Raw genomic sequence first — 25,954 nt, 5'->3', positions numbered from 1 at the left:
GTCATCGATGTCATTCATAGAGTCCACAGGACGCCACGGCACTACCGATTACCGCGCGCCACCGCAAACACCTGATGCCTGGCTGGCGCTGGCTGCCGGGATCGAAGATGAGGTGGCGCAGTACTTTATGGTCAGCGCCCGGTGCGGGTGTTTCATGCAGGCGGCGCGCAGCCTCAATGTCCGGGCGACCTTGCTGCGCAAGCAACTGGCGCAACTGGAGGAACGCCTGCAGCGTTCACTGTTCAACTTCCAGGGCAGCGCCTTGACCCTCAGCCGCGAAGGCCAGCAATTGCACGCGCAGCTCAGCGTCCTGATTCACGAGCGCAAGTTGCCGGTGCTCGAACAGCGCTCCATCCGCCTGGCCGTGGCCGAGTCGCTGCTGCATGACATTCTCGGCCGGGACCTTATCTCTCTACTGCGCCGCAACGCGAGCATCCGTCTGGAGATCATCTCGCTGGACAGCGAACTGGCCCTGCAAACCATCAGTGCCGATGTGGTGCTGTGGCTGTCGGAGGGCGAGGCGCCGCTGCCGGGCCCGACGTTTGCAACCACTGAGCCGCAGCACCTCGCCCAGCTGAACTACCTGCCGCACATCGCCAAACGGTATTCCCGGGTCACCGCCAGGCCAGACAGCGTTGATGACCTGGCCGATTTTATGCTGGTGCAACGGCAACACGATCGGCAAATCGAAAGCTTCCGGCCCTGGAACAACCTGGTGGAACAGCGCCTGGCGGGCGTGGTGAAGTTGCAGTCCTATGAACTGATGCTGGACATGATCCGTTGCAGCGCCTGCATCGGCCTGCTGCCCGGTTACATGAGTCGCTACGACCGCAGCCTCGTTGCTTTGCCGGGGCTGTTCCGCGAGCCGATGCAGCATCAGGTGTGGCTGGCGGTGAATGCCGACTCCGGTGAAGTGGCCGAGGTGCAAATGATTGCGCAACTGATCCGCAACACCTTCGCCGAACGGCGGGAGTGGTTTGAGTCCTGAATTGAACGCCGCCTCCCGGTAGGAGCTGCCGAAGGCTGCGATCTTTTGATCTTGAAAATCTAAAGATCGCAGCCTTCGGCAGCTCCTACGGGGGGTTCAGTTCATCCAGCGGCCCCATCACCTGCCGATATTTCTCAATCCCTTGCGGTGTCTTGCGGGCCAGGCTGATCTCGATGCCCAAGGGGTTTTCCTTGCGGTTGCCGCTCAACTTGCGCCAGCCCTTGTCCGCCTCCCAGACCCGTAACCTCGCGTCGCTGACGTCGTTCAACACGGCGACACCGTCAGTCGGGGCAGGCAGCGGGTATTGGCTGCGCGCTGGCGCAATCGCCCGGTAAAGCACGTCGCCCTTGAGCCACCAGCGCACCCGTTGCAGTTCACCGTTGCCCTCGGCCGAGGCACGGATCACGTCCAGGCGAAAACCCTTGCCTTCGGTGCTGCGCACGGTCAGTGCGGGTGGCGCGTTGACCGGCTCATCCTCGGTGCCTGGTCGCACCGGTTCCGCCAACTCGATACTGGCGCGCAACGCGACATCGCGCTCCATCTGGTTCAGCGCTCGCAGCAAGACTTCGGTCTGTTCGGTGCTGGCCTGCAAATGCGCATCGGCGCGGGTGACGCTGTCCAGCCCGCGCCAGGCAATCAGGCTGACCACCGCCATCAGCATGATCGCGACCATCACTTCGATCAGGGTAAAACCTTGCTGGGTCTTCATTGCACGCTCACCTGGCCGGCGGCGTTGCGTTGCACGGCGATGCTGTTGAGGCCGTCGGAGAGCGTCAGTTGCAGCGGCGGGTTGATCCATTCCGCATTCAACACCAGTTTTCGTCTGGGCTCGACACGCACCTCCACGCCCGGCGTCTCCCAGGGCCGAGGCCGTAGCTGCGGGTCGTTGTTGAAGTGGTCAAATCCCTTGCCGCTGTCACTGCGACGACTGAAACGAAAACCCTTGGCATCCGCCCGCCAGGTGATCGGCCGACCATCGGCGCGTGCTTCAGCCTGAGCCACTTGAAGCAGCTGCGCCACGCGCGCGGCATCCTTGCGCAACAGGTGCAGCGGGTCCGGCTTGATGCTCAAGCTGATCGCCGCGCTGGCAATGCCGATGATCACCAGCACCACCATCAGCTCGATCAGGGTAAAGCCATGTTGTCTGAAGCCATTCATCCGCTGCGCGCTCCTTTGCGTCGATTTTCATCGTGCACGGTGAAGATGATGAGTGTGTGAAATAAAAACGTGAACATTGCGCTGTAGGCTCGGGGCAGGGACTAAAAGGAGATTCAGCCCATGTCTTTCACCGAGCGGTTTTCCGCGCCGCAACTGGTTCAATCGATTGCCTTGCTCGCGGCAATCGCGGGCATCGCCACCTGGTCGTCGTTGTTGCTGACGTCCGCCGAGTCGCGCACCCCGGACATTGCCCCGCAACAGATGGCGGTCCGTAGCGACAACCCGGCGTTGCAATGGTTTTCCAACCAACCGGCGGCGGTGGAGATCAAGGTCAGCGGGGTCATGGCCGGCAGTCGCGGGGCGGTGGCGATTCTTAGCCTCAATGGCGGCGCGCCGCGTAGTTTTCTGGTCGGGGAAAGCGTGAGTCATGGGGTAAAAGTGGTGGCCATCGACGGGGATGCCATCGTTATCGAACGTGGCGAGGAGAAAACCCGTATAGCCCTCAGCAAATTGCCGGATTCGCCGTTTTTGCCGGATTTGACGAAACGCTAAATCATTTCACCGCCGGCCGGCTCAATAAGGTATCGAGCCGCGCCAACGGCGGCGCCTCGCTGCTGCGATCAAACACCTGCAAACCGACCTGCAACAGCCGGCCATTTTGCGCGTTGCCGATGACCTGCTCGCAGCGCAACAACAGCCGCCCCTGATCACACTCGACTGCTTTCATCCCCGCCGGCAAGCGTCCCTCAAGGCGTAACTCGGCCAGTCGGCTCTGCGCCGCCAGCAGCGCAATCGAGCGGTCGCGCAACAGGCCGTTGCTCTGGGTCATCAACCCGGCCACACGCACGGCTGCAGACATCGCCACGGCAATGATCGCCAAAGCCACCAGCACTTCTATCAGGGTAAAACCGGCTTGTCGGGGAGGGTGTCGCATCAGGCACTCGCGCAGTTCGAACAGCCTTCAGCTTAAGCGCCCGGGCTTGACCGCTTGACGACCAAAGCTCCCGAGGATTTTCAACGTCACTGACATATCTTCTTGCAACACTGCGCGTCGAATCGAATCAAGCCAGGGAATGACGAGATGGATATCGCGCACCGCAACGCACTCAAGCACCGCCCGCACCGGCCACATGGACAGGGCGGTTTCACCCTGATCGAAATCATGGTCGTGGTGGTGATCCTCGGGATTCTCGCTGCCATGGTGGTGCCCAAGGTGCTGGACCGTCCGGACCAGGCTCGGGCCACGGCCGCCAAACAGGACATTGGCGGTTTGATGCAGGCGCTGAAGCTGTATCGCCTCGATCACGGCACTTATCCGAGCATGACTCAAGGGTTGAAGGTGTTGGTGGAACGGCCCGCCGACGCGAAAAACAGCACTTGGCGTTCGTACCTTGAGCGCTTGCCCAACGACCCATGGGGCCGTCCTTACAGTTACCTGAACCCGGGCGCGAACGGTGAAGTCGACATCTTCTCCCTCGGCGCCGACGGCCAGCCTGATGGCGACGGTGTGAATGCCGATATCGGCTCCTGGCAGCTGTAAGGCCGGTCATGAAAACTCATTCGAAGCAACGCGGCATGGCGATCATCAGCGCCTTGCTGATCGCGGCTGTGGTGGCAGTGATTGCCGGGGGCATGCTGACCCGCCAGACCGTGTTCACCCGCAGCCTTGAAGCCGAACAGTCGCGAGTGCAAGGCGCCTGGGTGCTGCACGGCGGGATCGAAGTCAGCCGGCAGTTGCTCTGGGATGCACGTCAGCGTGATCCCTTGACCCGGCTGAATCAGCCATGGGCGCAACCCATTGTGGTGAGGCCGCTGGGCGCCGGCGCGCGAACGTTTGACGGGCGTCTGGAAGACGAGCAAGGCAAGTTCAATCTGCGCAATCTGATCGCCAACGAGCGGATCGATGACGAACAGTTGCGCAACTTTCAGCGCCTGTGCGAGCTGATCGGGGTCAACACGACGTTGAGCCAGCGCATCAGCCAGCGGGTGATCGCGGCGTATCCTCGGTTGCTCAATCCGGGCCTGGCGGACAAGGCCCCGGTCAACAGTGGCCTCAACAGCGGCCGCGCCACTTCACCGAATGCCGTGCGCAAACCCCAATCGGCCACACGCCCGATGTTGCGCAGCGTCGAAGATTTGCGCGGTGTCGAGGGCGTTACCGAGACGTTGCTGGCGAAGATCAGCCCGTTTATCACCATTCTGCCAGCCAACACCTGGCTCAACGGCAACACCGCCAGCGCCCCGGTGTTGGCGGCGTATGTGCCGGGCCTGTCGATCGAGCGTGCCCAGGCGTTGATCGCCGAGCGCGACGGCGGCCAGTGGTTCATCAATCGCGGCGATTTCGTCAACCGATTGCGCATGCCCGAGCTGGAGTTAACCACCATCAAGATCGGCATCACCAGCGACTGGTTTCGCCTGCGTGGCCAGGCCCGTAGCGAACAACAGCGGGTCAGCCTCGACGCGTTGCTGCAACGTAGCCAGGACCGTTTACCTCAAGTGATCTGGTCGCGGGTGGGCGTATGAGCCAGTTGCGTGTTGCCTTGCCACCACTGGCGCAACTGAGCCTCGAAAGCCTCGTGACCTTCGCCTGGCTGGACCGCCAGGGCCAGGTGACTCGCGAGGGGCAGAGCACGTTGCTGCAATTGGGCCAAAACGCTAAAACTCCGGCGATTGCTTTCTTCCTGCACCCACAGGACAGCTTGCTGGCGAGTATCGATTTACCCGTGCTGCCCTCGGCGAAAACCTTCGCTGCGGTGCAATGTGCCGCGCAGTCGTTGATTCTTGGCGCTTGCGAGCAGATGCACATTGCCCACAGCCCTCGGGATGCGCAGGGAAGGGTGCATATCGCCTGGCTGTCCCGGCAATGGCTGACCGAGTTCGGCCAGTTGTTGCGGCTGGCTCGATTGACCCTGCGCGGGGTGTACCCGGCCGCTTATGGTTTGCCGATTAATACGGCGTGCCTGTACGAAGGTCACTTGCTGGTGCGCCATGGCCTGGAACACGCGGTGGTGCATCCGCACTTTGACGAAGCGCTGAGCGATCTGTTGCTGGAGGCCGGCAGCGGGCTGCAATGGATTGGCGCCGCCGCACCGGAGCCAATCCTCAACCGCTTGCCTGAAGCACAACGCTGGAGCGGCCCTTTGCCCGGTTGGGGGCTGCACGCCGGGGTGCAGCAACGCAACGCCAGCCAACCGGGCTGGGGCCGCGCGGCCGTCTGTTGCGCAGTGGCGCTGGCAGTCTGGACCTTGGGCCTGAACATGTACGCCGCTCGCGAAGCCGCGCAAGGGCAACAGCTCAAGGCGCAGATGACTCAGCGGGTGAAACAGGCGTTTCCTGAATTGCCGGTGATTCTCAACCCATTGCAACAGGCTCGCCAGCAATTGACTGCGCGCCAGAACAGCGCCGCGACCGACACCACTCAGCGATTCGCCAGCCTGGTGCTGCAAGCCGGCAGCGGCATGCCGTTCATGGCTGGCAGTGTGCAGAGCCTGGTGTTTGAGAACGATGAGCTGCAACTGACCTTACTCGACGATGCACGACGCAATGGCACCGACAAAGCGTGGCAAGCCGCGCTGACCCAGGCCGGCATCGCCGTCAGCGCCACCGATGCCGGTTGGGCACTACGCCCGGCCGCCGAATCCACCGCCAGCGAAGACGACACGAGCACCGGAGCTGAAGATGAATAAGCAATCCCTTATCCATTTGCGCGCTCGTGCCCGGCTGATCTGGCAAGGCTTGGCGCTGCGGGAAAAACGCATGGTCGCGGGCACGGCGCTGGTACTCGGCGGCCTGTTGATCTGGTTGCTGTTGATTCAGCCGCCGCTGAAAAAAATCGATTACTGGCAGGTCGAAACACCAAAGCTGCGCTCCCAGAGCGAAGCGCTGGAGTTGTTGCTGCGCGAGGTGGCAACCCCGCCCGCCGGGCAGAATCTCGAACAGTCCTTGCAGCAGACCCTCGACATAAGCGGCCTGGCCGGGCACTACCAGTTACAGTCCCTGGACGCCGGGTGGCAATTGACGTTCGAAGACGCTCCGGCCGATGCGGTGATCGGTTGGTTGTTGGGCAACCCGAGGCAATTTTCGCTGGAAGTGGTCGAGGCTCGTTTGCAGCGTGCAGGCGAGGCCAAGGCCGATGACACGGCAGGCACTCTGTCGGGAACCGTTCGCATGGATCAGGCGCTGGGCGCTAAGGAAGCTTCATGAAGTGGTCAGGTTCCAACTATGTACGCAAATCGGCACGCACCGCCGCGCCGTTTCTGTTGCTGGCGCTGGGAGCGTGCAGCAACACCGTCTCCAATCCCCAGCCGTTGCTGGTAGACAGTGAACTCGGTCGGCCCTTGGCCAACACCCAGCGCAGCGGCGATGCGCTGGTGGATCGGCAGCGGGCACAGACGCAAATCGAACAGCAACCGCGGCCGCAGCACAAAGTCACCAACGCGGCGCGCAGTGGCACTTCCAGTCGCGGCAGCACGGTGCCGGGCAATCCGTTGGGCGAACAGCCAGTGACATTGAATTTTGTCGATGCCGACATTCAGGCGGTGGTGCGGGCGTTGTCCCGTTCCACCGGGCAGCAGTTTTTGGTGGACCCGCGAGTCAAAGGCAACCTGACCCTGGTGTCCGAGGGCCAGGTGCCGGCGCGCCAGGCCTATGACATGTTGTTGTCGGCGCTGCGTATGCAGGGTTTCAGCGTGGTCGATGTCGGCGGCGTCGCCCAAGTGGTGCCAGAGGCTGACGCCAAACTGCTCGGCGGACCGATCTACAGTGCCGACAAACCGGCGGGCAACGGCATGCTCACCCGCACGTTTCGCCTGCAATACGAAAACGCGGTGAACCTGATTCCGGTGCTGCGTCCGATCGTTTCGCCGAACAACCCGATCAACGCCTACCCTGGCAACAACACCATCGTCATCACCGATTACGCCGAGAACCTGACGCGGGTGGCGCAGATCATCGAAGGCATCGACACACCGAGCGCCATCGACACTGATGTGGTGCAGATCCAGAACGGCATCGCGGTGGACATCGCCGGCATGGTCTCGGAGCTGCTCGAACAGCCGGGCAATGACCCGACGCAGAAAATCTCGGTGATCGGCGATCCGCGTTCCAACTCGATCATCATTCGCGCCGGCAGCCCCGAGCGCACGGAACTGGCGCGCAACCTGATCTACAAACTCGACAACGCCCAAAGCAACCCGAGCAACCTGCACGTGGTGTACCTGCGCAACGCCCAGGCGGCAAAACTGGCCCAGGCCTTGCGCGGTTTGCTCACCGGGGAGAGCGACAGCGGCAGCGGCGACAATGCGCGCTCGGTATTGAGCGCCATGGGCGGCAATGCGAGTGGCGGGCAGAATGGCCAGAGTGGCAGCCAGAGCAGCACCGGCACCCAAAGCTCCACGTCGGGCACCACCGGCAGCAGCACTTACGGGCAGGGCACCAGCGGTTCGAGCAGCCAGAACGGCGGCCAGCAGACTGAACAGAGCGTTGCCTTCAGCGCCGGCGGCGTGACGATCCAGGCCGACGCGACCACCAACACCTTGCTGATTTCTGCGCCGGACCCGTTGTACCGCAACCTGCGGGAAGTCATCGACATGCTCGACCAGCGCCGCGCCCAAGTGGTGATCGAAAGCCTGATCGTCGAAGTCGGCGAAGACGATGCCAATGAGTTTGGCGTGCAGTGGCAGACCGGCAACCTGGCGGGCAATGGCGTGATCGGCGGGGCGAACCTGGGCGGCAGTGGCTTCAAGGCTGGCGGCAAGACCAGCGTTGACGTATTGCCCGGTGGCCTGAGTGTCGGCTTCCTCAACGGCACCGTGGACATCCCCGGCATCGGCAAAGTCATGGACCTTAAAGTGTTGGCCCACGCGCTCAAGAGCAAGGGAGGCACCAACGTGCTGTCGACGCCGAACCTGCTGACCCTGGACAACGAAGCGGCAAGTATTTTTGTCGGCCAGACCATTCCGTTTGTCAGCGGCAGTTACGTGACCGGTGGCGGTGGCACCAGCAATAACCCGTTCCAGACCGTAACCCGTGAAGAAGTCGGTTTGAAGCTCAACGTGCGGCCACAGATTTCCGAGGGCGGCACGGTCAAGCTCGATATCTATCAGGAAGTCAGCAGCATCGATGAGCGCGCCTCCAACAGCGTGACGGCTGCCGGCATCGTCACCAACAAACGGGCGATCGACACCAGCATCCTGCTCGACGACGGGCAGATCATGGTCCTCGGCGGCTTGCTGCAAGACGGCTACAGCCAGAGCAACGATGCGGTGCCATGGCTGTCGAGCATTCCGGGTCTTGGCGCGTTGTTTCGCAATGAGCGCCGGGCGATCACCAAGACCAACCTGATGGTGTTCCTGCGGCCGTACATCATTCGCGACAGCGGCGCCGGACGCGCGATTACCCTCAACCGCTACGACTTCATGCGCCGTGCCCAGGGCGGGTTGCAACCGGAACGCAGCTGGGCCATGCCGGACATGCAGGCGCCGCAATTGCCGGCAGCGGCGCAAGGCGTGCCGGCGGTGAATGCGCAACCGCGAGCGAGCATCCGGGCGGTACCAATCCAATGAACACATCGATCCCCGTAGTAACTGCCGAAGGCTGCGATCTTTTGACTTTGATTTTTTGGAGGGCCCCTAAGAGCAAGATCAACAGATCGCAGCCTTCGGCAGCTCCTACAGGGGGTGTGTGCTGGGGGGTAAGATTATGAGTGCTTTGCCCTACGCCTGGGCCAAGGCTCAACGGATCTTGCTGCGCGATGGCGAGGAGGGCGCGGTGTTGACGGTTTGTCCGTCCACCCCCGGCTGGTCAATCAGCGAAGTCCGCCGTCAGTTCGGCCCGGCGCGGCTGGAGCGAGTGCGTGATGAAGAACTCGACGGCTTGCTCGCCAGTGCCTACGCCGACACCGGCAGCGCAGCGGCGGTGGTCGGGGCGGCGGAGAATGAGGTTGATCTGGATCGGTTGATGCAGGACATCCCCGAAATCACCGACCTGCTCGACACCCAGGACGGTGCGCCGGTGATCCGCATGATCAACGCCTTGCTCACCCAGGCGGCGCGGGATGAGGCCAGCGACATTCACATCGAGCCTTACGAAAGCCATTCGGTGGTGCGCTACCGGGTCGATGGCACCTTGCGCGACGTGGTGTCGCCGCGCAAAGCGTTGCATGGCGCGCTGGTGTCGCGGATCAAGATCATGGCGCAGCTCGACATCGCCGAAAAACGCCTGCCTCAGGACGGGCGTATCGCCTTGCGCGTGGCCGGGCGGCCGATCGACATTCGGGTGTCCACGGTGCCCACCGGCCACGGCGAGCGAGTAGTGATGCGCCTGCTCGATAAACAGGCCGGGCGCCTGCAACTGGAAACCCTCGGCATGGATGCGCAGGTGCTGGCCAAACTGGACAACCTGATCCGCCAGCCCCACGGCATCGTGTTGGTCACCGGCCCCACCGGCAGCGGCAAAACCACCAGCCTCTACGCGGCGTTGGCACGGCTCGACGCCAGCACCAGCAACATCCTCACCGTCGAAGACCCGGTGGAATACGACTTGCCGGGCATCAGTCAGATCCAGGTCAATGCCAAGATCGACATGACCTTTGCCTTGGCCCTGCGCGCGATCCTGCGCCAGGACCCGGACATCATCATGATCGGCGAGATCCGCGACCTCGAAACCGCACAAATAGCCGTGCAGGCATCGCTCACCGGACACTTGGTGCTGGCGACCCTGCACACCAACGACGCCGTATCGGCGGTCAACCGACTGATCGACATGGGGGTCGAGCCGTTTCTGTTGGCCTCCTCAATGCTCGGGGTGCTCGCGCAACGGCTGGTGCGGCGGCTGTGTAACCAGTGCAAACAAGAAGACCCGGCCAACCCCGGCACCTGGCGCCCGGTCGGCTGTACGGCGTGCAACCACACCGGCTACAGCGGCCGCACCGGTATTCATGAGTTGTTCTGTATCGACGACGACATTCGCACGCTGATCCATCAAGGCGCAGGCGAGCAGGCGCTCAGGGCGGCGGCTCGCGAGGCCGGGATGTTCAGCATGCGTGAAGACGGCGAGCGCTGGGTACGCAGCGGTGCCACGGCGCCGGAAGAAATCCTTCGCGTAACACGGGACGCCTGATGAATCGCTACCGTTTCGAAGCCGCCGACGCCCAAGGCAAGATCGAGGCCGGGCACCTGGAAGCCGACAGCCAAAGCGCGGCGTTCGGTGTCTTGCGCAGTCGCGGTTTGACTGCATTGCTGGTGCAGATCGAGAACAACACGCCGTCCGGGGCTGGCGCTGGAATGTTCAGCGCCAAGCTTTCGGACAACGACCTGGCCTGGGCCACCCGGCAACTGGCGAGCCTGCTCGGCGCGAGCCTGCCACTGGAAGCGGCATTGAGCGCCACGGTGGAACAGGCCGAAAAAAAACACATCGCCCAGACCCTGAGCGCGGTGCGCGCCGATGTGCGCAGCGGCATGCGCCTGGCCGAAGCCCTGGCGGCGCGGCCACGGGACTTTCCGGAAATCTATCGCGCATTGATTGCCGCGGGGGAGGAGTCCGGCGACCTGGCTCAGGTGATGGAGCGGCTGGCCGACTACATAGAAGAACGCAACAACCTGCGGGGCAAGATCCTCACGGCGTTTATCTACCCGGGCGTGGTGGGGCTGGTGTCGATTGCCATCGTGATCTTCCTGCTCAGCTACGTGGTGCCCCAGGTGGTCAGCGCGTTTTCCCAGGCGCGTCAGGATTTGCCGGGGCTGACCCTGGCAATGCTCAATGCCAGTGATTTTATTCGTGGCTGGGGCTGGTTGTGTTTCAGCCTCATGGCCGGGAGTTTCTGGGGCTGGCGCCTGTATTTGCGTAACCCGGTGGCACGGCTGAACTGGCACAGTCGCATCCTGCGATTGCCATTGTTCGGGCGTTTTGTGCTGGGCCTGAATACCGCACGTTTCGCCTCGACCCTGGCGATTCTCGGCGGTGCCGGCGTGCCGCTATTGCGTGCCCTGGAGGCAGCGCGCCAGACCTTGTCCAACGACCGCTTGAGCCTGAGCGTCAGCGACGCCACGGCCAAGGTGCGCGAAGGGGTCAACCTCGCCGCTGCGTTGCGCGTCGAGAAGGTCTTTCCGCCGGTGTTGATCCACCTGATCGCCAGCGGCGAGAAAACCGGCTCGCTGCCGCCGATGCTCGAACGCGCCGCGCAAACCTTGTCCCGGGACATCGAACGCCGGGCCATGGGCATGACGGCGTTGCTTGAGCCGTTGATGATCGTGGTCATGGGCGGCGTGGTGCTGGTGATCGTAATGGCGGTGTTGTTGCCGATTATCGAGATCAACCAGTTGGTGCAGTAGATCAAGATCAAAAGATCGCAGCCTTCGGCAGCTCCTACAGGTGTACGCGATCCCATGTGGGAGCGGGCTTGCTCGCGAAGGCGGCCTCAAAAAAAACCATCACCCTCAAACTTTTTTCCCCTCATCTGCGCACCACCCGAGCCTTCCTCGGGTTCTCCGTTCTGTCATGTGAAACGGCAGATCAACCGTTCCAGCCAACCCCTGCCAGATCCCGCCAGAACCCCCGACCCAGACGTCTGTAAAGAGGCGGCAAACACCCGAGAATTTCGCGAAAAATCACCCTCCGGCTCCCGAGGTTTTTTCCTTTATCTGTCACTGGAAGCTGCGAACTTCTAACCCATGGCCTCACCCCGGACGACCTTCAGAGCAAGGCAAGGATTTGAGCGCCATGGCGTCATTAACGAGCACATCACCCCCACGTACGAACACGACGAAAGGAGCTTCTTCATGTTTAAGCGCACTATGATCGCAGCCTCGTTGGCTGTTGCCGCACTGGCCTCGGCCCAATCCATGGCCGCTGTTGTTGGTGGCGGTGCAACCCTGCCGGAAAACCTCTACAACGGTACTTCGACCCTGCCACGTTTGCTGCCAACCGACTTCAGCTACACCGGTGTCGGCAGCGGCGCCGGCAAGACGGCTTTCCTGACCAACGCCCCGGCCTCGATCAACCAGCCTGCCGGTACTCCGGTTGATTTCGCCGGCAGCGACTCGGTGCTGACAGCGACTGAACTGGCTAACTACAACAGCGCCAACGCCGCGACTTTCGGCAAGTTGATCCAGGTGCCAGCTGTCGGTACTTCGGTGACCATTCCGTACAAACGCACCGGTGTGACTACCCTGCAATTGACCGGCGCTCAGCTGTGCAACGTGTTCTCCGGCACCACCACCACCTGGGGCCAGTTGTTGAGCACTGCTGACACCACCCCGATCAAAGTGATCTACCGTTCCGGCAGCAGTGGTACCACCGAACTGTTGTCGCGCTTCCTGAATGATTCGTGCCCAGCCAAGTTCGGTGTGAACGGCACTTTCACTACCGCTAACGTCGGTGCCGAGCCTGCCAACTGGCAAGCCGTGGCCACCAGCGCTGCCGTTGTGGCCGCTGTAAACGCAACCGATGGCGCCATCGGTTACGTCAGCCCTGACTACGTCAACGCCAACAGCAATGCCGTGGTTGCTCGCGTCAGCAAAAACGCAGTAGCCGCAGGTACTGCGCCGCTGCCAACCTTCAGCAATGCCCGTACCGCTCTGGGCACCGCTGTTGCTCCAGCGTCGGCTGCTGATCGTGCCAACCCACTGAAATGGGTGCCTACATTCGGTAGCAACACTGCCGCTGGCGACACCGCTGTGCCAACCGCTGCCAACGCCTACCCAATCGTTGGTTACACCAACTTTCTCGTCGGTCAGTGCTACGCCACCGCCGCCGATGCCACCGCTGTACGTAACTTCTTCACTGACCTGTACACCGGCGCCAAGTCGACCATCATCACTCAGCACTCGTTCGTCAGCCTGCCTGCCGCATTCGCTGCTGAAGTGAAGAAAACCTTCCTGGACAACGGCTACAGCGACGGTCTGGACATCGCCAACGTCAGCGTCTGCAACGGCGTTGGTCGTCCATAACACAAGCCTTTGAAGATACTTCGCGCGTTACCGGCGAAGGCAATAACAATCGGCAGCGGCCTGTAAGGCGCTGCCGATTTTTGCGTGGGCGCGGCATGGCCTTACCCCACCTATATGAACTTTGCATGACAAGCGTTCGGTCCCGAGCCGCGCCAACTGCCTTATCCCATATCAGCAGCGCCCGCCGTTGCAGCAGCCCGTTTTCGAGAATTGCAAAAGGAAGACTCGTGATGCCTCGCGGTAAAACCATGCCTGACCTGAATGTCCCTGTGCGCTCGATGGAGCATCCGCTGTTGCGCTTGAAACCGCTGGCGCAGGCCATCGCGTTGCTGATGATCGCCGGCAGCGCCGAAGCGGCCACGGCGTTCAGTTCCGGTTGGTTCGCGGCCAAGGGCGCGGCCCAGGCCAGTGGTGCCGCCCGGCCGGGTGCGCAGGTGCCGGGCGCGCCGCCACCGTTGGCGCAGCAACAACGGGTCAATCAGCAGTTGCAGCGCTCGCTGGATAACCTGAACAACACCGTGGCGGCGATTGCTGCGCAGCAGGCCGCGCAAGCGGCTGGGCGGCAGTTTGCTTTGGGGCAGCCGCAGAGCATTCCCAACGGGTTGGGCGAGGGCGGTCTGAAGGTTGATGACAACGCGTTGACCAAAGGCTGGATCAACGCCAACGGGCCGCAACAGAGTCAGGCGGACGGCAAGACCACCGTGCGCATCCAGCAAACGGCCGACAAGGCGATCCTGAACTGGGAAACCTTCAACGTCGGGCGCGATACCACGGTGGAATTCGCTCAACAGGCGAACTGGGCGGTGCTCAACCGGGTCAACGACCCAAACGCCCGCGCCAGTGTAATTGCCGGCCAGATCAATGCGCCCGGCACGGTGATGCTGGTCAACCGCAACGGCATCCTGTTCAGCGGTAGCAGCCAGGTTAACGTGCGTAACCTGGTGGCCGCGGCGGCAACCATCAGCGATGACCAGTTCAGTAAAAACGGTGTGTACGTTGATCAGAACGGCACGTTGCCGACCTTCAGCGATGCGTTCGGCAAGGTTGAAGTGCAGCGCGGTGCGGTGCTGGAAACCCTGTCGGCCGGTTCATCGACGCAATCCGGGGGTTATGCCTTGCTGCTCGGCAGCGAGGTGCACAACGACGGTACGATCATCACGCCCAAAGGGCAGGCAACCCTGGCCGCCGGCGACAGTTTCTATATTCGTCGTGGCGCGGGCACCGAGGGCAACCAGCAATCGACCACCCGTGGCAACGAAGTCGCCACCAGTCTCAAGGTCGGCAGCACGGCTGGTACGGTCATCAACAGCGGGATGATTCAGGCCGCGACCGGCGACATTACGCTGACCGGGCATCAGGTTCAGCAAAACGGTGTGCTGCTGGCGAGCACGTCGGTGGACACTCGCGGCACGATTCATTTGCTCAACGGTGCCAGCGATGCCACTGGCAGCGTGACCCTGGGGCAGGGCAGCATCAGCAGCATCCTGCTGGAGCAAGGCACCTCGGCCCTGGACAGTCAGCGGCAGGCGGCGATCAACAACCTCAACGGCGTGCTGCCGAACAACGCCACCGGGCGTTTCGACAACTTGAGCAAAGTCAGTGACCGCACCGATCAGTCACGGGTCGAGATCGTCAGCGGCGGCACGGTTGATTTCCAGGGCGGCTCGATCGTGTTGGCCACCGGCGGCCAGGTCGCGGTCAGCGCTGGCAAACGCAGCCTGGTGCGGGAGGGGGCGATCATCGACGTGTCCGGCGCGGTGGGCGTCAAAGTGGCGATGGAAGCCAACAGCATCAAGGTCAACATCCAGGGCAATGAACAGCGCGATGCCTCGGGCAACCGCGAAAAGGGCAGCCTCAACAGCACCGACGTTTGGGTGGATGTGCGGGATCTGGTGCACGTGGCGGCGGGCGTCAATGGCTACGCTACGGACCGTTGGTACACCGCCGGTGGCTTGCTGGAAGTCGGCGGTTATCTTGGCACTCGCAACCATAGCATCGGCGAATGGATGGCCCAGGGCGGTAGCGTGACCGTCACCGGTAACGACCTGGTGACCCAGCAGGGTTCGCAGATCAACCTCTCCGGCGGCACCCTGGATGTGCAGAGTGGGTACGTCCAGCAGAGTTGGCTCAAGGGCGCCGATGGCCGACTGTATGAAGTGTCCAAAGCCCCCGGTGACTTGCTCTATACCGGCGTCTACAAAGGGTATGAAAGCCACAGCGAGCGCTGGGGCCAGACTGACTATTTCTACAATCCGCTGATTGCTCCGCGTCAGCGTTATGAAGAAGGCTACAGCGTGGGGCGCGATGCCGGGCAACTGGTGGTGGCGACTAATAACGCGGTGCTCGAAGGCGAGTTGGTGGGCAAGACCTTCCAGGGCGACCGCCAGACCCAGGCGCCCCAGGACGGGCTCGACGGCTACCAGCAAACCCAGAGCAGCACCGCCCGGGACGCGCAGTTGATCATCGGCAGTTACGTGCCGCGCTATTTACAAAGTGCTGGCACGTTGAACTATCAGCTGGGTGCGGTGCTGGACAAGGTGCAGTTGCGCGACGAACAAACACCGGTCGGTGAAATCATCGGTCTGGACGATGCGGTGGCCGCCGAGCGCAAAGGCAAACTGTCTTTGAACAGCGTGCTGCTGAATGACTTCGAACTGGGCGCGATCAAAATCGCCGCCAAGGACCAGATCACTGTCGATGGCGCGCTGCAAGTCGCTCCCGGTGGCGACATCACGCTGTACGGCCCGCGCATTGACGTAAACGCCAACCTGACCGCCCGCAGCGGCAGCATTCGGGTTGGCAACGTGCTCAATCAACTGAGTCTGGACAAGGTCGAAGACACGCAGTTGAACGCGCCGACCGGCACTCATGCGGCGGTGTCAGTGGCCAAGGGCGTGGTGCTGGATGCCAGTGGTGTGTGGCGTAATCAATCGTTGAGTGACGTGCAAAGCGACGGCGTGGCGTATCGCTCCGGTGGCGTCGTGTCGCTACGCAGCAGTGAGGACGTGTTGTTGCAGCAGGGCAGCCGTATCGACGTGTCGTCGGGTGCCACTTTGCTCAGCAACAACAAACTGCTGGGTGGCAGCGGTGGCGATATCACCCTGGCGGCGAATGCCAACAGCAGCGGCTCCAGTGGCCAGTTGCTGATCGGCGCCGAACTGCTGGGTTACGGCGTCGATGGCGCCGGCACCCTGGATATTCAGGCCGGCAACGTGCAGATCGGCCAATCGACTGACGCAGTTGCTGACGGCACGTTGGTATTGGCGGCCGACTTCTTCAACAAAGGTTTCGCCCAGTACCAGGTGGCCGGCAACCGGGGGCTGACGGTGCTGGCTGACAATCAAATCGACGTGACCCGACCGGTGTATCGCCTGCGCCCGGACGTGCAGGGTAACAACAGCTCACTGACGGGGCAGTTGCTGGAGGTCTGGACACCTGAGCTGTATCAGGAAGACCCGATCAAGGGTGTCCTGACTCAACGCGCGGGTGCGGACCTGAGCTTGAGCGCCGGTACATTATTGTCATCCTTGGCCGACCGGCCGGACGTCAGCCTGACCCTTGAAAAAGGTGCGGTACTGAGCGTCGATCCAGGGCGTGCGTTGAACCTGGCGAGTATCGGCCAGTTGACCGTCAACGGTCAGCTCAATGCCTGGGGAGGCTCGGTGACGCTGAGCCAGATCAACCCGGTGACGATTGCCAACGGCCTCGACGAAGCGGCGCATCAGCGTTCGATTCGCCTGGGCAGCAGCGGGTTGATCGACGTGTCGGCACGGGCCGTGACGGCCATCGATGCTCAGGGTCGGCGTTACGGTCGCGTCGGCGCTGGCGGCAGCATTGTCATTGGCAGCGAAATCAACGCCGATCGGGGCACAGCCCCGGCGCCGGACCTGTTCGTGGTGCTGGAGCAAGGCTCGCGGCTGTTGGCCAATGGTGCTCAGGCTGAACTGGATATCCGCGATCAGGGCGCGCGATCGATTGCCAGTGCTGGCGGCAAGATTGCCCTGAGCTCCAACAACGGTCTGGTCATCAACGGCCAGCTCAGTGCGGCTTCGGGGGGCACGGGGGCGGCGGGCGGCAGCCTGTCGGTGGCGCTGGAGACGGGTTTTTATCTCAAACGCAACATCGACAACGCACTGCGTGTTCCGCGCGAGCTGATCCTCTCTCAAGGGCCGGGCCCAGTGGTCGATCCATCGGCGCCGCTGGCTTATGGTCAGGGACGTCTGGACGTGGCGCGTATTACCCATGGAGGCTTCGACAACGTGTCGCTGCTGAGCAACGGTATTCTCTCGTTTGACGGCGATGTGGACCTGAGCCTCAAGCAAAGCCTGAACCTGTACGCCGGTTCGCTGGCGCTGACGGAACACGCCGCGAGCAACAGTCGCGTGTCGTTGCAGGCGCCATATTTGCGCCTGGCGGGCGCGACGGCGACGGGGTCTACCACTGGCTCGGATGCGGCATTGCGGCCGACGGTGCAAGGCGGTTTATCCACCCGTGACAGCCTCGCGCAACTGCTGCTGAGCGCCGGCTTGATGGATGTGCGCGATAACGTCACCTTCGGTGCCCATGGCGTGCTGGAGCAGAATCAGGGGCCGGGTGTGTTGGTGGATCGTCGCGGCTTTGCCCAAGCCACTTTGCGCAGCGCCGGTGACCTGCGTTTACTCGGCGCCACGGCGCTCAACGTCAGCGGTGTCACGCAATTGCAAGGCAACGCCGACCTGAACCTGCTGGCGGCGCAGCTCTACCCCGTCACCGGGGCTAATGCGCGGATTCAAACCACGGCCCATTCCACCCTGACCCTCGGCCGCACGACCGACACCTTGCCAACCGTGCCGTACTCGGCGTTTGGCCAGTTGAGCCTGGATGGCGAAACCATTCGCCAGGGCGGGGTGATTCGAGCGCCGCTCGGCCTGCTGTCCTTCGGCATCACCCCAAACCTTTTGCAAAATCTGTCGTTCCTGCCCGGCAGCGTCACGTCGGTCAGTGGCGACGGTTTGCTGATGCCGTACGGCGGCACCCTCGACGGCCTGACCTATCTGTACAACGGCAAAACGGTCGAATTGACCGGCGCCGGCGGCAGCGCAGCCAACAGCATTCTGGCCGCGGGCATTTCATTGAAAAGCCCGCGCATCGAGGTGCAGCCGGACGCCTTACTGGATCTGTCCGGCGGTGGCGAACTGGCTGGCGCCGGGTTTATTGCTGGGCGTGGAGGCTCCACGGATGCGCGATACAACCCGTTGGTGCAAAACGGCACGGACGGCCGCTTCACCTTGCCAGGGCTTTCGACTAACCCGGTGTATGCCATCGTGCCGGGCAGTGCGTCGGCTTACGCGCCGCTGGCGGGCGAGAGTGGGGTAAGGGACCCGGTGATTGGCCAGCGCATTACGCTGGATGCCGGTGTGCCGGGGTTGCCTGCCGGCACGTACACCTTGATGCCCGCCAGCTACGCCTTGCTGCCGGGCGCGTTCCGGGTTGAACTCAATGGCTTGGCCAGCGCCGGCAGCCTGAGCAAAAGCCTGGCCATGCGCAACGGTTCGTGGGCTACCTCGGGCCGTTTATCCATTGCCAACACCGGGATTGCCGACCCGCTGTCCAGCCAATTGATTGTCACGTCGGGCGATGTACTGCGCCGTTACTCGCAGTACAACGAAACCGGTTATGCGGCGTTTGCCAGGGCGGACGCTGCGCTCAAGGGCGTGCCACGGCCAATGATCGAGGCGGATGGCAAGACGCTGTTGTTGAGTTTTACCGGCACCGGCACCCCCGAGCAAACCTTCAGTTTCAAGGGCCGGGCTGCGTTTACGCCGGCCAGCGAGGGATTGGGCGGCAGCGTCGGCGTCCTGGGCGGTAACGCGCTGGAAGTGTTGAGGGCCGGACAAACCGCGACACCGGGGCTGACCGGGCCGTCGATCTACGACAGCGAACTCAATGCGCTTAACGCGCCGAGACTGTCCCTCGGTGCGTTACCGGGTGTGCTTTATGGCCAGGGCGGTAATCTGGTGACGTTCAATGCTCAAGTGCGCGATGTTTACTTGCGCCAGGGGGCAACGCTTCGAGCCGGGGAAGTGTTCCTGGTGGCAAACGGAAAAAACAGCGACGGCATCGTTATTGAACAAGGCGCCAGCATCAATACCCTCGGGCAGGGTAAAGCGCCCTACGATTCACGCAGTGGCTTTATCTATGATCCCGGCACGAACGGTGTGTTGGCCGTATCAAACGGCTGGATCGATATGCTGCCGCCCACCGCTACGCCAGAGGGGTTTGAGGGGGCCAGCGCGGTGCGCGTCGGTTTATGCGCCACGGGGGCCTGTACCGGCACGACGCAGTTATATTCGGACGGCTCGATCACCGTGGCCACCGACAACACCTTCAGCCTGGATGACTCGGTGCGTTTCGGCACACGCAACCTGATTCTGGCGGTCGGCGGGGTCAACATCGGTTCGGCCGAAGCCTTGGCCGCCGCCCAGCAACGCAACGCGTTGCCTCAGGGGCTGACGCTTAATCAGCAAGTGCTCGACCGGCTATTGCGCGGTGATACCAGCCGTGGCGCCCCCGCGCTGGAAAACCTGGTGCTCAACGCTCGGGACTCGGTGAACTTCTATGGCAACGCCGAGCTCAGCACCCTCGATCCAAATGGCCAGTCGCGCTTGCAACGACTGGTGCTCGGCACCCCGGCCATCTACGGCTATGGCGTGGCGAGTGACCGGGCGACGATTCGCACTGGCACGCTCGTATGGAACGGCACCAGCACCCCGGCCGCCGCACCGATTGCCAGCGGCGCGGGCACGGGCAGCGGCGTGCTGGATATTCGGGTCGATACCCTGGAATTCGGATACGGGCCGAACAGTCAGCCGAACAACAAGGACAGCCAACGCCTGGCTCTGGGTTTCAACCAGGTCAACCTGACGGCGAACCAGCGCATCACCGCCAACCATACCGGTGGCTTGCAGGTCTATCAGTCGCAAGGCGATTACGTCGCGGGCAGCGGTTTTACCTACAGCGGTGGTGACCTGCGGGTCAGCACTCCGTTGTGGACCGGTGAGGCCGGTTCGATCAACCGGATCAAGGCCGGGGGCGCGATCACGGTGTCCGGCATCGCCGGCCTGAGCGCCGGGGTGGTTGACGCTTCAGCACTCGGCGCGGAGCTGGCCCTTGAAGGCAGCCGCGTGCTGCTCGACAGCACCGTGCGCCTGCCCAGCGGCAAGTTGACGGTGACCAGCATCGGCGACCTGACCCTTGGCGACGCCGCGCAACTGGACTTGGCCGGCCGCGAACTGCTGCTCAACGATGTGCGCAAATACAGCTGGGGCGGTGACCTGATCCTCAAGAGCGACAACGGCAACATTCGTCAGGCTGCCGGCTCGGTCATTGATTTGAGTGCGCGTAACAATTACGCCGGTCAGTTGAGTGCCTACGCCATGAATGACGCGGCGGGCCTGGTGGACTTGCAGGGGCAGATCCTCGGCAGCGCCAGCGGTGACTACAACGCTGGCGGTACGCGGGTGCCTTACGCGGCAGGCGGCGTGGACATTCGTGCGCAAAACGTCGGCGATTTCGCCGCGCTCAACCAGCGTCTGAACCGCGATCAAGTGTTCGGTTCGCGCAGCTTCCAGCTCAAGCACGGCGACCTGGTGATCGGCAACGAGCTGAAGGCCAATGACATCAACGTGTCGGTGGACAACGGCAGCCTGACGGTGCTCGGCACGGTGGACGCCAGCGGTCGCCAGGTGGGCAGCATTCGCCTGGCCGGCAAAACCGGGTTGACCCTGGCCAGTACGGCGGTGCTGGACGCTCACGGTACGCAATTGCGGGTGGACAGCTACGGCAAGATCATAGATTCGCCGAACCGGGCGACGGTCGAGCTGACGGCTCAGGACGGCACGCTGTTATTGGCGCAAGGCTCAAGAATCGATTTGCGCCACGGCATTGATGCGCCTTCAGGCAATGGTGCCGGGCAGAACGATGGCCGGCAGCGCGGCACCCTCGAACTCAACGCTCGTCGCCTCGGCGCCAATGACATCGACATTGATGCCCGAGGCCCATTGACGATTCAGGGTGCGCGCTCTATCACCCTCAACGCTGTCCAGCGCTACACCGATGCCCCGACGGGCAGCGGCAACAATGCCGAGGGTCGCCCGTATCAAGTGATCGATCAGGCCTACCTTGATGGCAAACACACCGAAAGCGCTGCGTTTATCGATGCGGCGCTGGCCAACACAGCATTGCTCAATGGCAAGCTCGCCGGGTTGAACAACGCCACCTACGCCGATGCGTTCCACCTGCGTCCCGGCGTACAGATCGCCAGCGCCACGGCGAACGGCGACATGGTGATTTCCGGCGATGTCGACCTGTCAGGTTACCGCTACGCCAGCCTCAACCCTCACAGCCAGAAAACTTCGGTCTATGGTTCCGGTGAACCAGGCAGCCTGGTGATTCGTGCCGGGGGCAACCTGGATGTCTACGGCAGCGTCACCGATGGTTTCATGCCGCCAGACGCTTCGGATGCTGTCGGTCGTACTGACGGTAATGGCTGGTTGCTGATCCCGGGCAAGCAACCGTTCGGCGCGGATGTAGTGGTGCCCCGAGGTGGCGTCGAGCTGGCCGACGGCACCCAGTATCCGGAGGGCAGCGTGCTCAACTATGACCTGCCGTTCAAGGCCATGACCCTGAGCGCCGGCACCCTGTTGCCAAACGCGTTGGTGCTCGATACCCCGCTGAACCTGCCGGCCGGCACCTTGCTAAGCGCCGCCGTGCGTGATGCCAATGGCGACGTTCTGTTCGCGGCCGGCACTTTGCTGAAGGATGCGGTGACCTTGCAATCCGGCTCACGCCTGGACGCTGGCAGCCGATTTAACGTGGCGGTGGCCGTGCAGGCTGGCGTCTGGCCCAAAGGCGTGGCACTGCCCGCGACCGGGCTGGTGCAATCGGGGGCCAATACTTTACCCATTGGCGGGCTGATCCCGGCAGAAACCGACATCAAACTGGCCGACGGTACCGACCTGATCGAGTTGCGCCCCAGCGTCAACGGGCAACAGGGCCGCAATTGGGCGGTGGCGACGATGCTGCCGGACGGTTCGTTGTCGTGGTCGATGCGGCTGGTGGCTGGGGCTGATACCCAAGCGGCGGATACTCGCCTTACGCGGGTCGATGGCAGCGAAGGGCATTTGCGATTGGCGGATGGGCATTTCATCGGCAAGCGCGACTTGATCGGTGAGGATCCGGGCACGGGTTACGTGTGGGGTCCTGATAACGGGATCGGGATGGAGCCGGGTACGCCGGTCGATCCAATAGACGTCGGGCTTTGTATCGACCTTCCGGGTTGGTGTGTACCCGTTCCGCCCAAGACAACGCTGGTTTGGGGGCCTGACAACGGGATCGGCATGGAACCGGGAACACCGGTGGACCCCATCGACTTTGGGCTTTGTGCTGATCTGCCCTCTTGGTGCATGGAAATTCCAGTGCCCTCGGAACCGCCGCGCACGGTCGTCACGCCGAGCACTCAGCTCTACAGCGTCCTGCGCACCGGTACCGGCGACCTCGATCTGCTCAGCGCCGGTGATTTCAACATGCAGTCGCTGTTTGGCGTGTACACGGCGGGCACCCAGTCCGCTTCGCTCGTCACTGGCGGCAGTGATCCTTACCAACAAGCCCGTGGACACGGCCCCGATGGCACGGTCTTGGGCGCCGCGGCCGCCGCTTACGAGCCGTTGACCCAAGGCGCGGCCTATCAAGCCTGGTATCCGGAGCAGGGCGGCAATGTGCTGCTCAATGCTGGCGGACAACTCCAAGGTGACACACTCGGACGCAAGTCTGCCCCCGATGGTATCCGTCAGCAGATAGGGTCAGCGGCGGTCGGTAACTGGTTATGGCGTCAGGGCATGGGCAATAGTTCGGATATCCCGACTGCCTGGTGGATCAACTTCGGTACCTTTGTCGCCCAGCCCGGTGGTGATCCTGGGCTGGCAGGCTTCACCGGTATCGGCACGCTGGGTGGCGGTAACCTCGATGTCCGTGCCGTTGGGGATGCGGGGCTGGTGGGCTACAACGGGACCACGCAGAGTACGCAAGTTCAACGTAGCCAAGGCATTACCCTGGCGGTTGGCAGCACCGGTCGGGTGGCCAGCGATGGCAGCCTGGTATTGACCGGTGGCGGCGACATGCAGGTGCGCATTGGCGGCAAGCTCAATGCCTCGGACCTGGCCCTTGACAACGCCAGCAGCGGAGTCGCCGATCTCAAAGGCACACTGGTCAACCTGCGCGGGGCTCTGCAATTGCAGGCCGGCGCCATCGGTGCGCTGGACTTGACGTATGGCAGCAACGCGGCTTCACAGGACAGCAAAGAGTCCCGTGCCTATGACGCCTATGTCGCGACCCTGGCCAAGGCCAAGGGAGGGATGACCGTGGTAGCTGGTGATGCCGCTGTTCAATTGAACAGTCGCGGCGATCTGGTGCTCGACGGTGTGGGTGACCCCGGCCGCCTCGAGATGAAAAACGCCACGGGATTCACCGATGCGTCCGGCATTTATCATGACGGCGGCGGTTACAGCGGATTCTCGTTGTGGACGCCCAACACTGCCATTGATCTGTTCAGTGCTGGCGGTAATCTGACGCCGTTCTTCAAGACTGAAAACACTCCAAGCCTGAACACACCGGCCGCTGGCGGACGCATGTTCTATCCGTCGATTCTGCGGGCAGTGGCGGCCAACGGCAGTTTGTATTACGGATCTTCAGCTACTGGCCTTAGTAACGATTCGTCGACGTACTCACTAATGACGGCGCCCTCAGCCAACGCTGAACTGCAACTGATTGCCGGCGACTCGATCTACGCTGGCGGTTATGCCGTCACCCAGTCCGGCGCTGATCCCTCACGCACGCCGACACCGTTCAACCCGGTCTTCGCGGGGACCAATGCGAACGGTAACGTGATCCACAGCAATTTCAGCGCCGATGTTAACAAGGAGTTCAACAGCTTCTCGTTGTTCACTTTCGGCGCCAACACGTTCACCACGATGGCGTGGCCGGAACGCCAACCGGTGCGGTTCTACGCCATCAACGGTGACATTGTCGGCTTGCGTACCGGTGAAATCCTGCGCTATCCGGGAGCGGGTAACGAAGTCCGTTACGAGGGGAGCGGCCCGCTGTGGGTGATGGCGGGTCGGGATATCGTCAACTCCGGCGTACCTTTGGGTGCCTATGCCTCAGTACCTGCAACCGTCACCGGGCTTGATTCCTCAATAACGGGACAGTCGACCGGCAACCTGATCGTGCATAGCCAGGCGGATGATATTTCCGTCGTGTCTGCCGGGCGCGATATTCGCCTGAGTACCTTCAACGTCGCCGGGCCGGGTTTGCTCGAAGTCACCGCCGGACGCAACCTGTACGGCGCCGGGCCGGGTGTGAAGCAGGTCTATCAGGAGGGTGGCTTTAACAGCATCGGCAACGTCGATGCCCGTTCCGCCGTCAATGAGGGTGGCGCATCGATTTCGCTGATCGTCGGTGGCGGTGCCCAGGGGCCCAATTACCAAGGTTTGCTGAGCCGTTACTTGGGGCAGGGCGCGATCAAGAACTACAGCGCCGACCTGAACCAGTGGCTGCGCGAACGCTTTGGTTTCATCGGTGATGAACGTCAGGCAGCAGACTATTTCGCTGCATTGCCGGACGAGCAGCAACGAGTGTTCGCCCGCAAGATTTACTTCGCCGAATTGAAGGCCGGCGGTCGCGAATACAACACTGTTGGCGCCACCCGCAGTGGCAGTTATTTGCGAGGGCGCGAGGCGATTGCCGCGTTGTTCCCGGCCAAGGATGTGGCCGGCAATACGATCAACTATGACGGCGACGTCACGCTCTACGGCGGTGCAGGGATTCACACCGATTTCGGTGGCGACATCCAGGTGCTGACGCCGGGCGGACGGCAAATCTACGGCATCGAAGGCGCGGCGCCACCGTCCACGGCGGGGGTCATCACTCAAGGCTCCGGCGACATTCAGTTGTACTCCCAGGGCAGCATCCTGCTTGGTCAGAGCCGGATCATGACCACCTTCGGCGGCTCGATTTTCGGTTGGTCGGCCCAGGGCGACATCAACGCCGGTCGCGGCTCGAAAACCACCGTGGTCTACACCCCGCCCAAACGCGTCTATGACACTTGGGGCAACGTCAGCCTGTCGCCGTCGGTGCCGAGCACGGGGGCGGGCATCGCCACCCTCAATCCGATTCCGGAAGTGGCGCCGGGTGACATCGACCTGATCGCGCCGCTGGGCACCATTGATGCCGGCGAGGCGGGGATTCGGGTGTCGGGCAACGTCAACATCGCGGCGCTGACGGTGGTCAACGCCGCGAACATCCAGACCCAGGGTAAATCGTCCGGGGTTCCGGTGAGCGCATCGGTGAATACCGGGGCGATCACCTCGGCCAGTTCGGCGGCGTCTTCGGCCACCCAGGCGGCGGAAGACGTGGCCCGCCAGCAGCAGGCCGCGGCGCGACAGAATCAGGCGTCGGTATTTACCGTGCAAGTGCTGAGCTTTGGCTCGGAACAATTGGCTCCGTCCCGCGATGGCGCGAGCCTGGCGCCTGCGCCGGTGTACAACCCTGACAGTCCAGTCCAGGTGCTGGGCGCCGGGGCACTCGACGACAAGGCTCGACAGCAGTTGACCGAGGAAGAACGCGGCCAACTGACCCTATAGAACTCTCGTTGTACCAACCTTTGGGGCAGTCTTTTGACTGCCCCTTTTTTTTGCCTGAAATGTGGCGATTGTTCGATGCTTACTCAATCCTGTGGGAGCGAGCTTGCCCGCGAAAGCGGTGTATCAGCCAGCATCGTTATTGCCTGGTCTACCGCCATCGCGAGCAAGCTCAGCTCCTACAGAAA

The 25,954-nt window shown here is 62.6% G+C and carries 14 protein-coding genes; 11 read left to right on the top strand and 3 right to left on the bottom strand.

The window, feature by feature from the left end; genetic code table 11:
- Positions 1-7 precede the first annotated feature (7 nt).
- Complete coding sequence (locus ACWIKB_RS24600; protein ID WP_475270019.1) at positions 8-988, top strand: LysR family transcriptional regulator; 981 nt, start codon at positions 8-10, stop codon at positions 986-988.
- An 85-nt stretch (positions 989-1,073) separates the two neighbouring features.
- Here ACWIKB_RS24600 and ACWIKB_RS24595 read toward each other — a convergent pair whose 3' ends face one another.
- Both ACWIKB_RS24595 and ACWIKB_RS24590 read right to left on the bottom strand, forming a co-directional pair.
- Positions 1,074-1,697: a prepilin-type N-terminal cleavage/methylation domain-containing protein gene (locus ACWIKB_RS24595; RefSeq protein ID WP_475270016.1), complete on the bottom strand. Its 624-nt coding sequence runs from the start codon at positions 1,695-1,697 to the stop codon at positions 1,074-1,076.
- Positions 1,694-2,146, bottom strand: coding sequence for a GspH/FimT family pseudopilin (locus tag ACWIKB_RS24590; protein WP_475270014.1), 453 nt, complete (start codon positions 2,144-2,146; stop codon positions 1,694-1,696). Before ACWIKB_RS24590 ends, ACWIKB_RS24595 begins: the two co-directional genes overlap by 4 nt.
- A gap of 120 nt (positions 2,147-2,266) precedes the next feature.
- Between ACWIKB_RS24590 and ACWIKB_RS24585 the strand changes: the two genes are divergently transcribed.
- On the top strand, positions 2,267-2,698 hold the full coding sequence (locus ACWIKB_RS24585) for a type II secretion system protein N (RefSeq protein ID WP_475270012.1): 432 nt from the start codon (positions 2,267-2,269) through the stop codon (positions 2,696-2,698).
- Position 2,699: 1 nt separating this feature from the next.
- On the opposite strand, the gene gspI is transcribed toward ACWIKB_RS24585, so the two are convergent.
- Complete coding sequence (gspI, locus tag ACWIKB_RS24580; RefSeq protein ID WP_475270010.1) at positions 2,700-3,080, bottom strand: type II secretion system minor pseudopilin GspI; 381 nt, start codon at positions 3,078-3,080, stop codon at positions 2,700-2,702.
- Between the two features lie 147 nt (positions 3,081-3,227).
- On the opposite strand from gspI, the gene gspG reads away from it, so the two are divergent.
- From gspG to ACWIKB_RS24535, 9 genes are all read left to right on the top strand, one after another.
- The gene (gene gspG, locus ACWIKB_RS24575) at positions 3,228-3,686 is read left to right on the top strand and encodes a type II secretion system major pseudopilin GspG (protein ID WP_475270008.1); all 459 of its coding nucleotides are present in this window, start codon (positions 3,228-3,230) and stop codon (positions 3,684-3,686) included.
- Positions 3,687-3,694: 8 nt separating this feature from the next.
- Entirely contained in the window at positions 3,695-4,669 is a 975-nt protein-coding gene (gene gspK / locus ACWIKB_RS24570; RefSeq protein WP_475270006.1) for a type II secretion system minor pseudopilin GspK, read from the top strand.
- The gene (gspL, locus tag ACWIKB_RS24565) at positions 4,666-5,832 is read left to right on the top strand and encodes a type II secretion system protein GspL (protein WP_475270004.1); all 1,167 of its coding nucleotides are present in this window, start codon (positions 4,666-4,668) and stop codon (positions 5,830-5,832) included. Before gspK ends, gspL begins: the two co-directional genes overlap by 4 nt.
- On the top strand, positions 5,825-6,349 hold the full coding sequence (gene gspM / locus ACWIKB_RS24560) for a type II secretion system protein GspM (protein ID WP_475270002.1): 525 nt from the start codon (positions 5,825-5,827) through the stop codon (positions 6,347-6,349). The genes gspL and gspM overlap by 8 nt, the downstream gene beginning before the upstream one ends.
- Positions 6,346-8,709, top strand: coding sequence for a type II secretion system secretin GspD (gene gspD, locus ACWIKB_RS24555; protein WP_475270000.1), 2,364 nt, complete (start codon positions 6,346-6,348; stop codon positions 8,707-8,709). The genes gspM and gspD overlap by 4 nt, the downstream gene beginning before the upstream one ends.
- A gap of 136 nt (positions 8,710-8,845) precedes the next feature.
- Complete coding sequence (gspE, locus tag ACWIKB_RS24550; protein ID WP_475269998.1) at positions 8,846-10,264, top strand: type II secretion system ATPase GspE; 1,419 nt, start codon at positions 8,846-8,848, stop codon at positions 10,262-10,264.
- Positions 10,264-11,475, top strand: coding sequence for a type II secretion system inner membrane protein GspF (gene gspF / locus ACWIKB_RS24545; RefSeq protein WP_475269996.1), 1,212 nt, complete (start codon positions 10,264-10,266; stop codon positions 11,473-11,475). Before gspE ends, gspF begins: the two co-directional genes overlap by 1 nt.
- A 447-nt stretch (positions 11,476-11,922) precedes the next feature.
- Positions 11,923-13,092, top strand: a complete 1,170-nt coding sequence (locus ACWIKB_RS24540) for a substrate-binding domain-containing protein (RefSeq protein WP_475269994.1) — start codon at positions 11,923-11,925, stop codon at positions 13,090-13,092.
- Between the two features lie 230 nt (positions 13,093-13,322).
- Positions 13,323-25,769: a filamentous haemagglutinin family protein gene (locus tag ACWIKB_RS24535; protein WP_475269992.1), complete on the top strand. Its 12,447-nt coding sequence runs from the start codon at positions 13,323-13,325 to the stop codon at positions 25,767-25,769.
- The last annotated feature ends 185 nt before the right edge of the window (positions 25,770-25,954 follow it).

The sequence above is a fragment of the Pseudomonas sp. 5Vm1k genome (genome assembly GCF_056161485.1).
This window is presented reverse-complemented; position numbering and strand designations above follow the sequence as displayed.

What these genes read in the sequence shown, in the direction of transcription:
- gspK (WP_475270006.1), top strand. Translation starts at nt 3,695, where the DNA reads ATGAAAACTCATTCGAAGCAACGCGGCATGGCGATCATCAGCGCCTTG.
- ACWIKB_RS24590 (WP_475270014.1), bottom strand. Translation starts at nt 2,146, where the DNA reads ATGAATGGCTTCAGACAACATGGCTTTACCCTGATCGAGCTGATGGTG.
- ACWIKB_RS24535 (WP_475269992.1), top strand. Translation starts at nt 13,323, where the DNA reads ATGCCTCGCGGTAAAACCATGCCTGACCTGAATGTCCCTGTGCGCTCG.
- gspE (WP_475269998.1), top strand. Translation starts at nt 8,846, where the DNA reads ATGAGTGCTTTGCCCTACGCCTGGGCCAAGGCTCAACGGATCTTGCTG.
- ACWIKB_RS24600 (WP_475270019.1), top strand. Translation starts at nt 8, where the DNA reads ATGTCATTCATAGAGTCCACAGGACGCCACGGCACTACCGATTACCGC.
- gspL (WP_475270004.1), top strand. Translation starts at nt 4,666, where the DNA reads ATGAGCCAGTTGCGTGTTGCCTTGCCACCACTGGCGCAACTGAGCCTC.
- ACWIKB_RS24540 (WP_475269994.1), top strand. Translation starts at nt 11,923, where the DNA reads ATGTTTAAGCGCACTATGATCGCAGCCTCGTTGGCTGTTGCCGCACTG.
- gspD (WP_475270000.1), top strand. Translation starts at nt 6,346, where the DNA reads ATGAAGTGGTCAGGTTCCAACTATGTACGCAAATCGGCACGCACCGCC.
- ACWIKB_RS24585 (WP_475270012.1), top strand. Translation starts at nt 2,267, where the DNA reads ATGTCTTTCACCGAGCGGTTTTCCGCGCCGCAACTGGTTCAATCGATT.
- gspG (WP_475270008.1), top strand. Translation starts at nt 3,228, where the DNA reads ATGGATATCGCGCACCGCAACGCACTCAAGCACCGCCCGCACCGGCCA.
- gspM (WP_475270002.1), top strand. Translation starts at nt 5,825, where the DNA reads ATGAATAAGCAATCCCTTATCCATTTGCGCGCTCGTGCCCGGCTGATC.
- ACWIKB_RS24595 (WP_475270016.1), bottom strand. Translation starts at nt 1,697, where the DNA reads ATGAAGACCCAGCAAGGTTTTACCCTGATCGAAGTGATGGTCGCGATC.
- gspI (WP_475270010.1), bottom strand. Translation starts at nt 3,080, where the DNA reads ATGCGACACCCTCCCCGACAAGCCGGTTTTACCCTGATAGAAGTGCTG.
- gspF (WP_475269996.1), top strand. Translation starts at nt 10,264, where the DNA reads ATGAATCGCTACCGTTTCGAAGCCGCCGACGCCCAAGGCAAGATCGAG.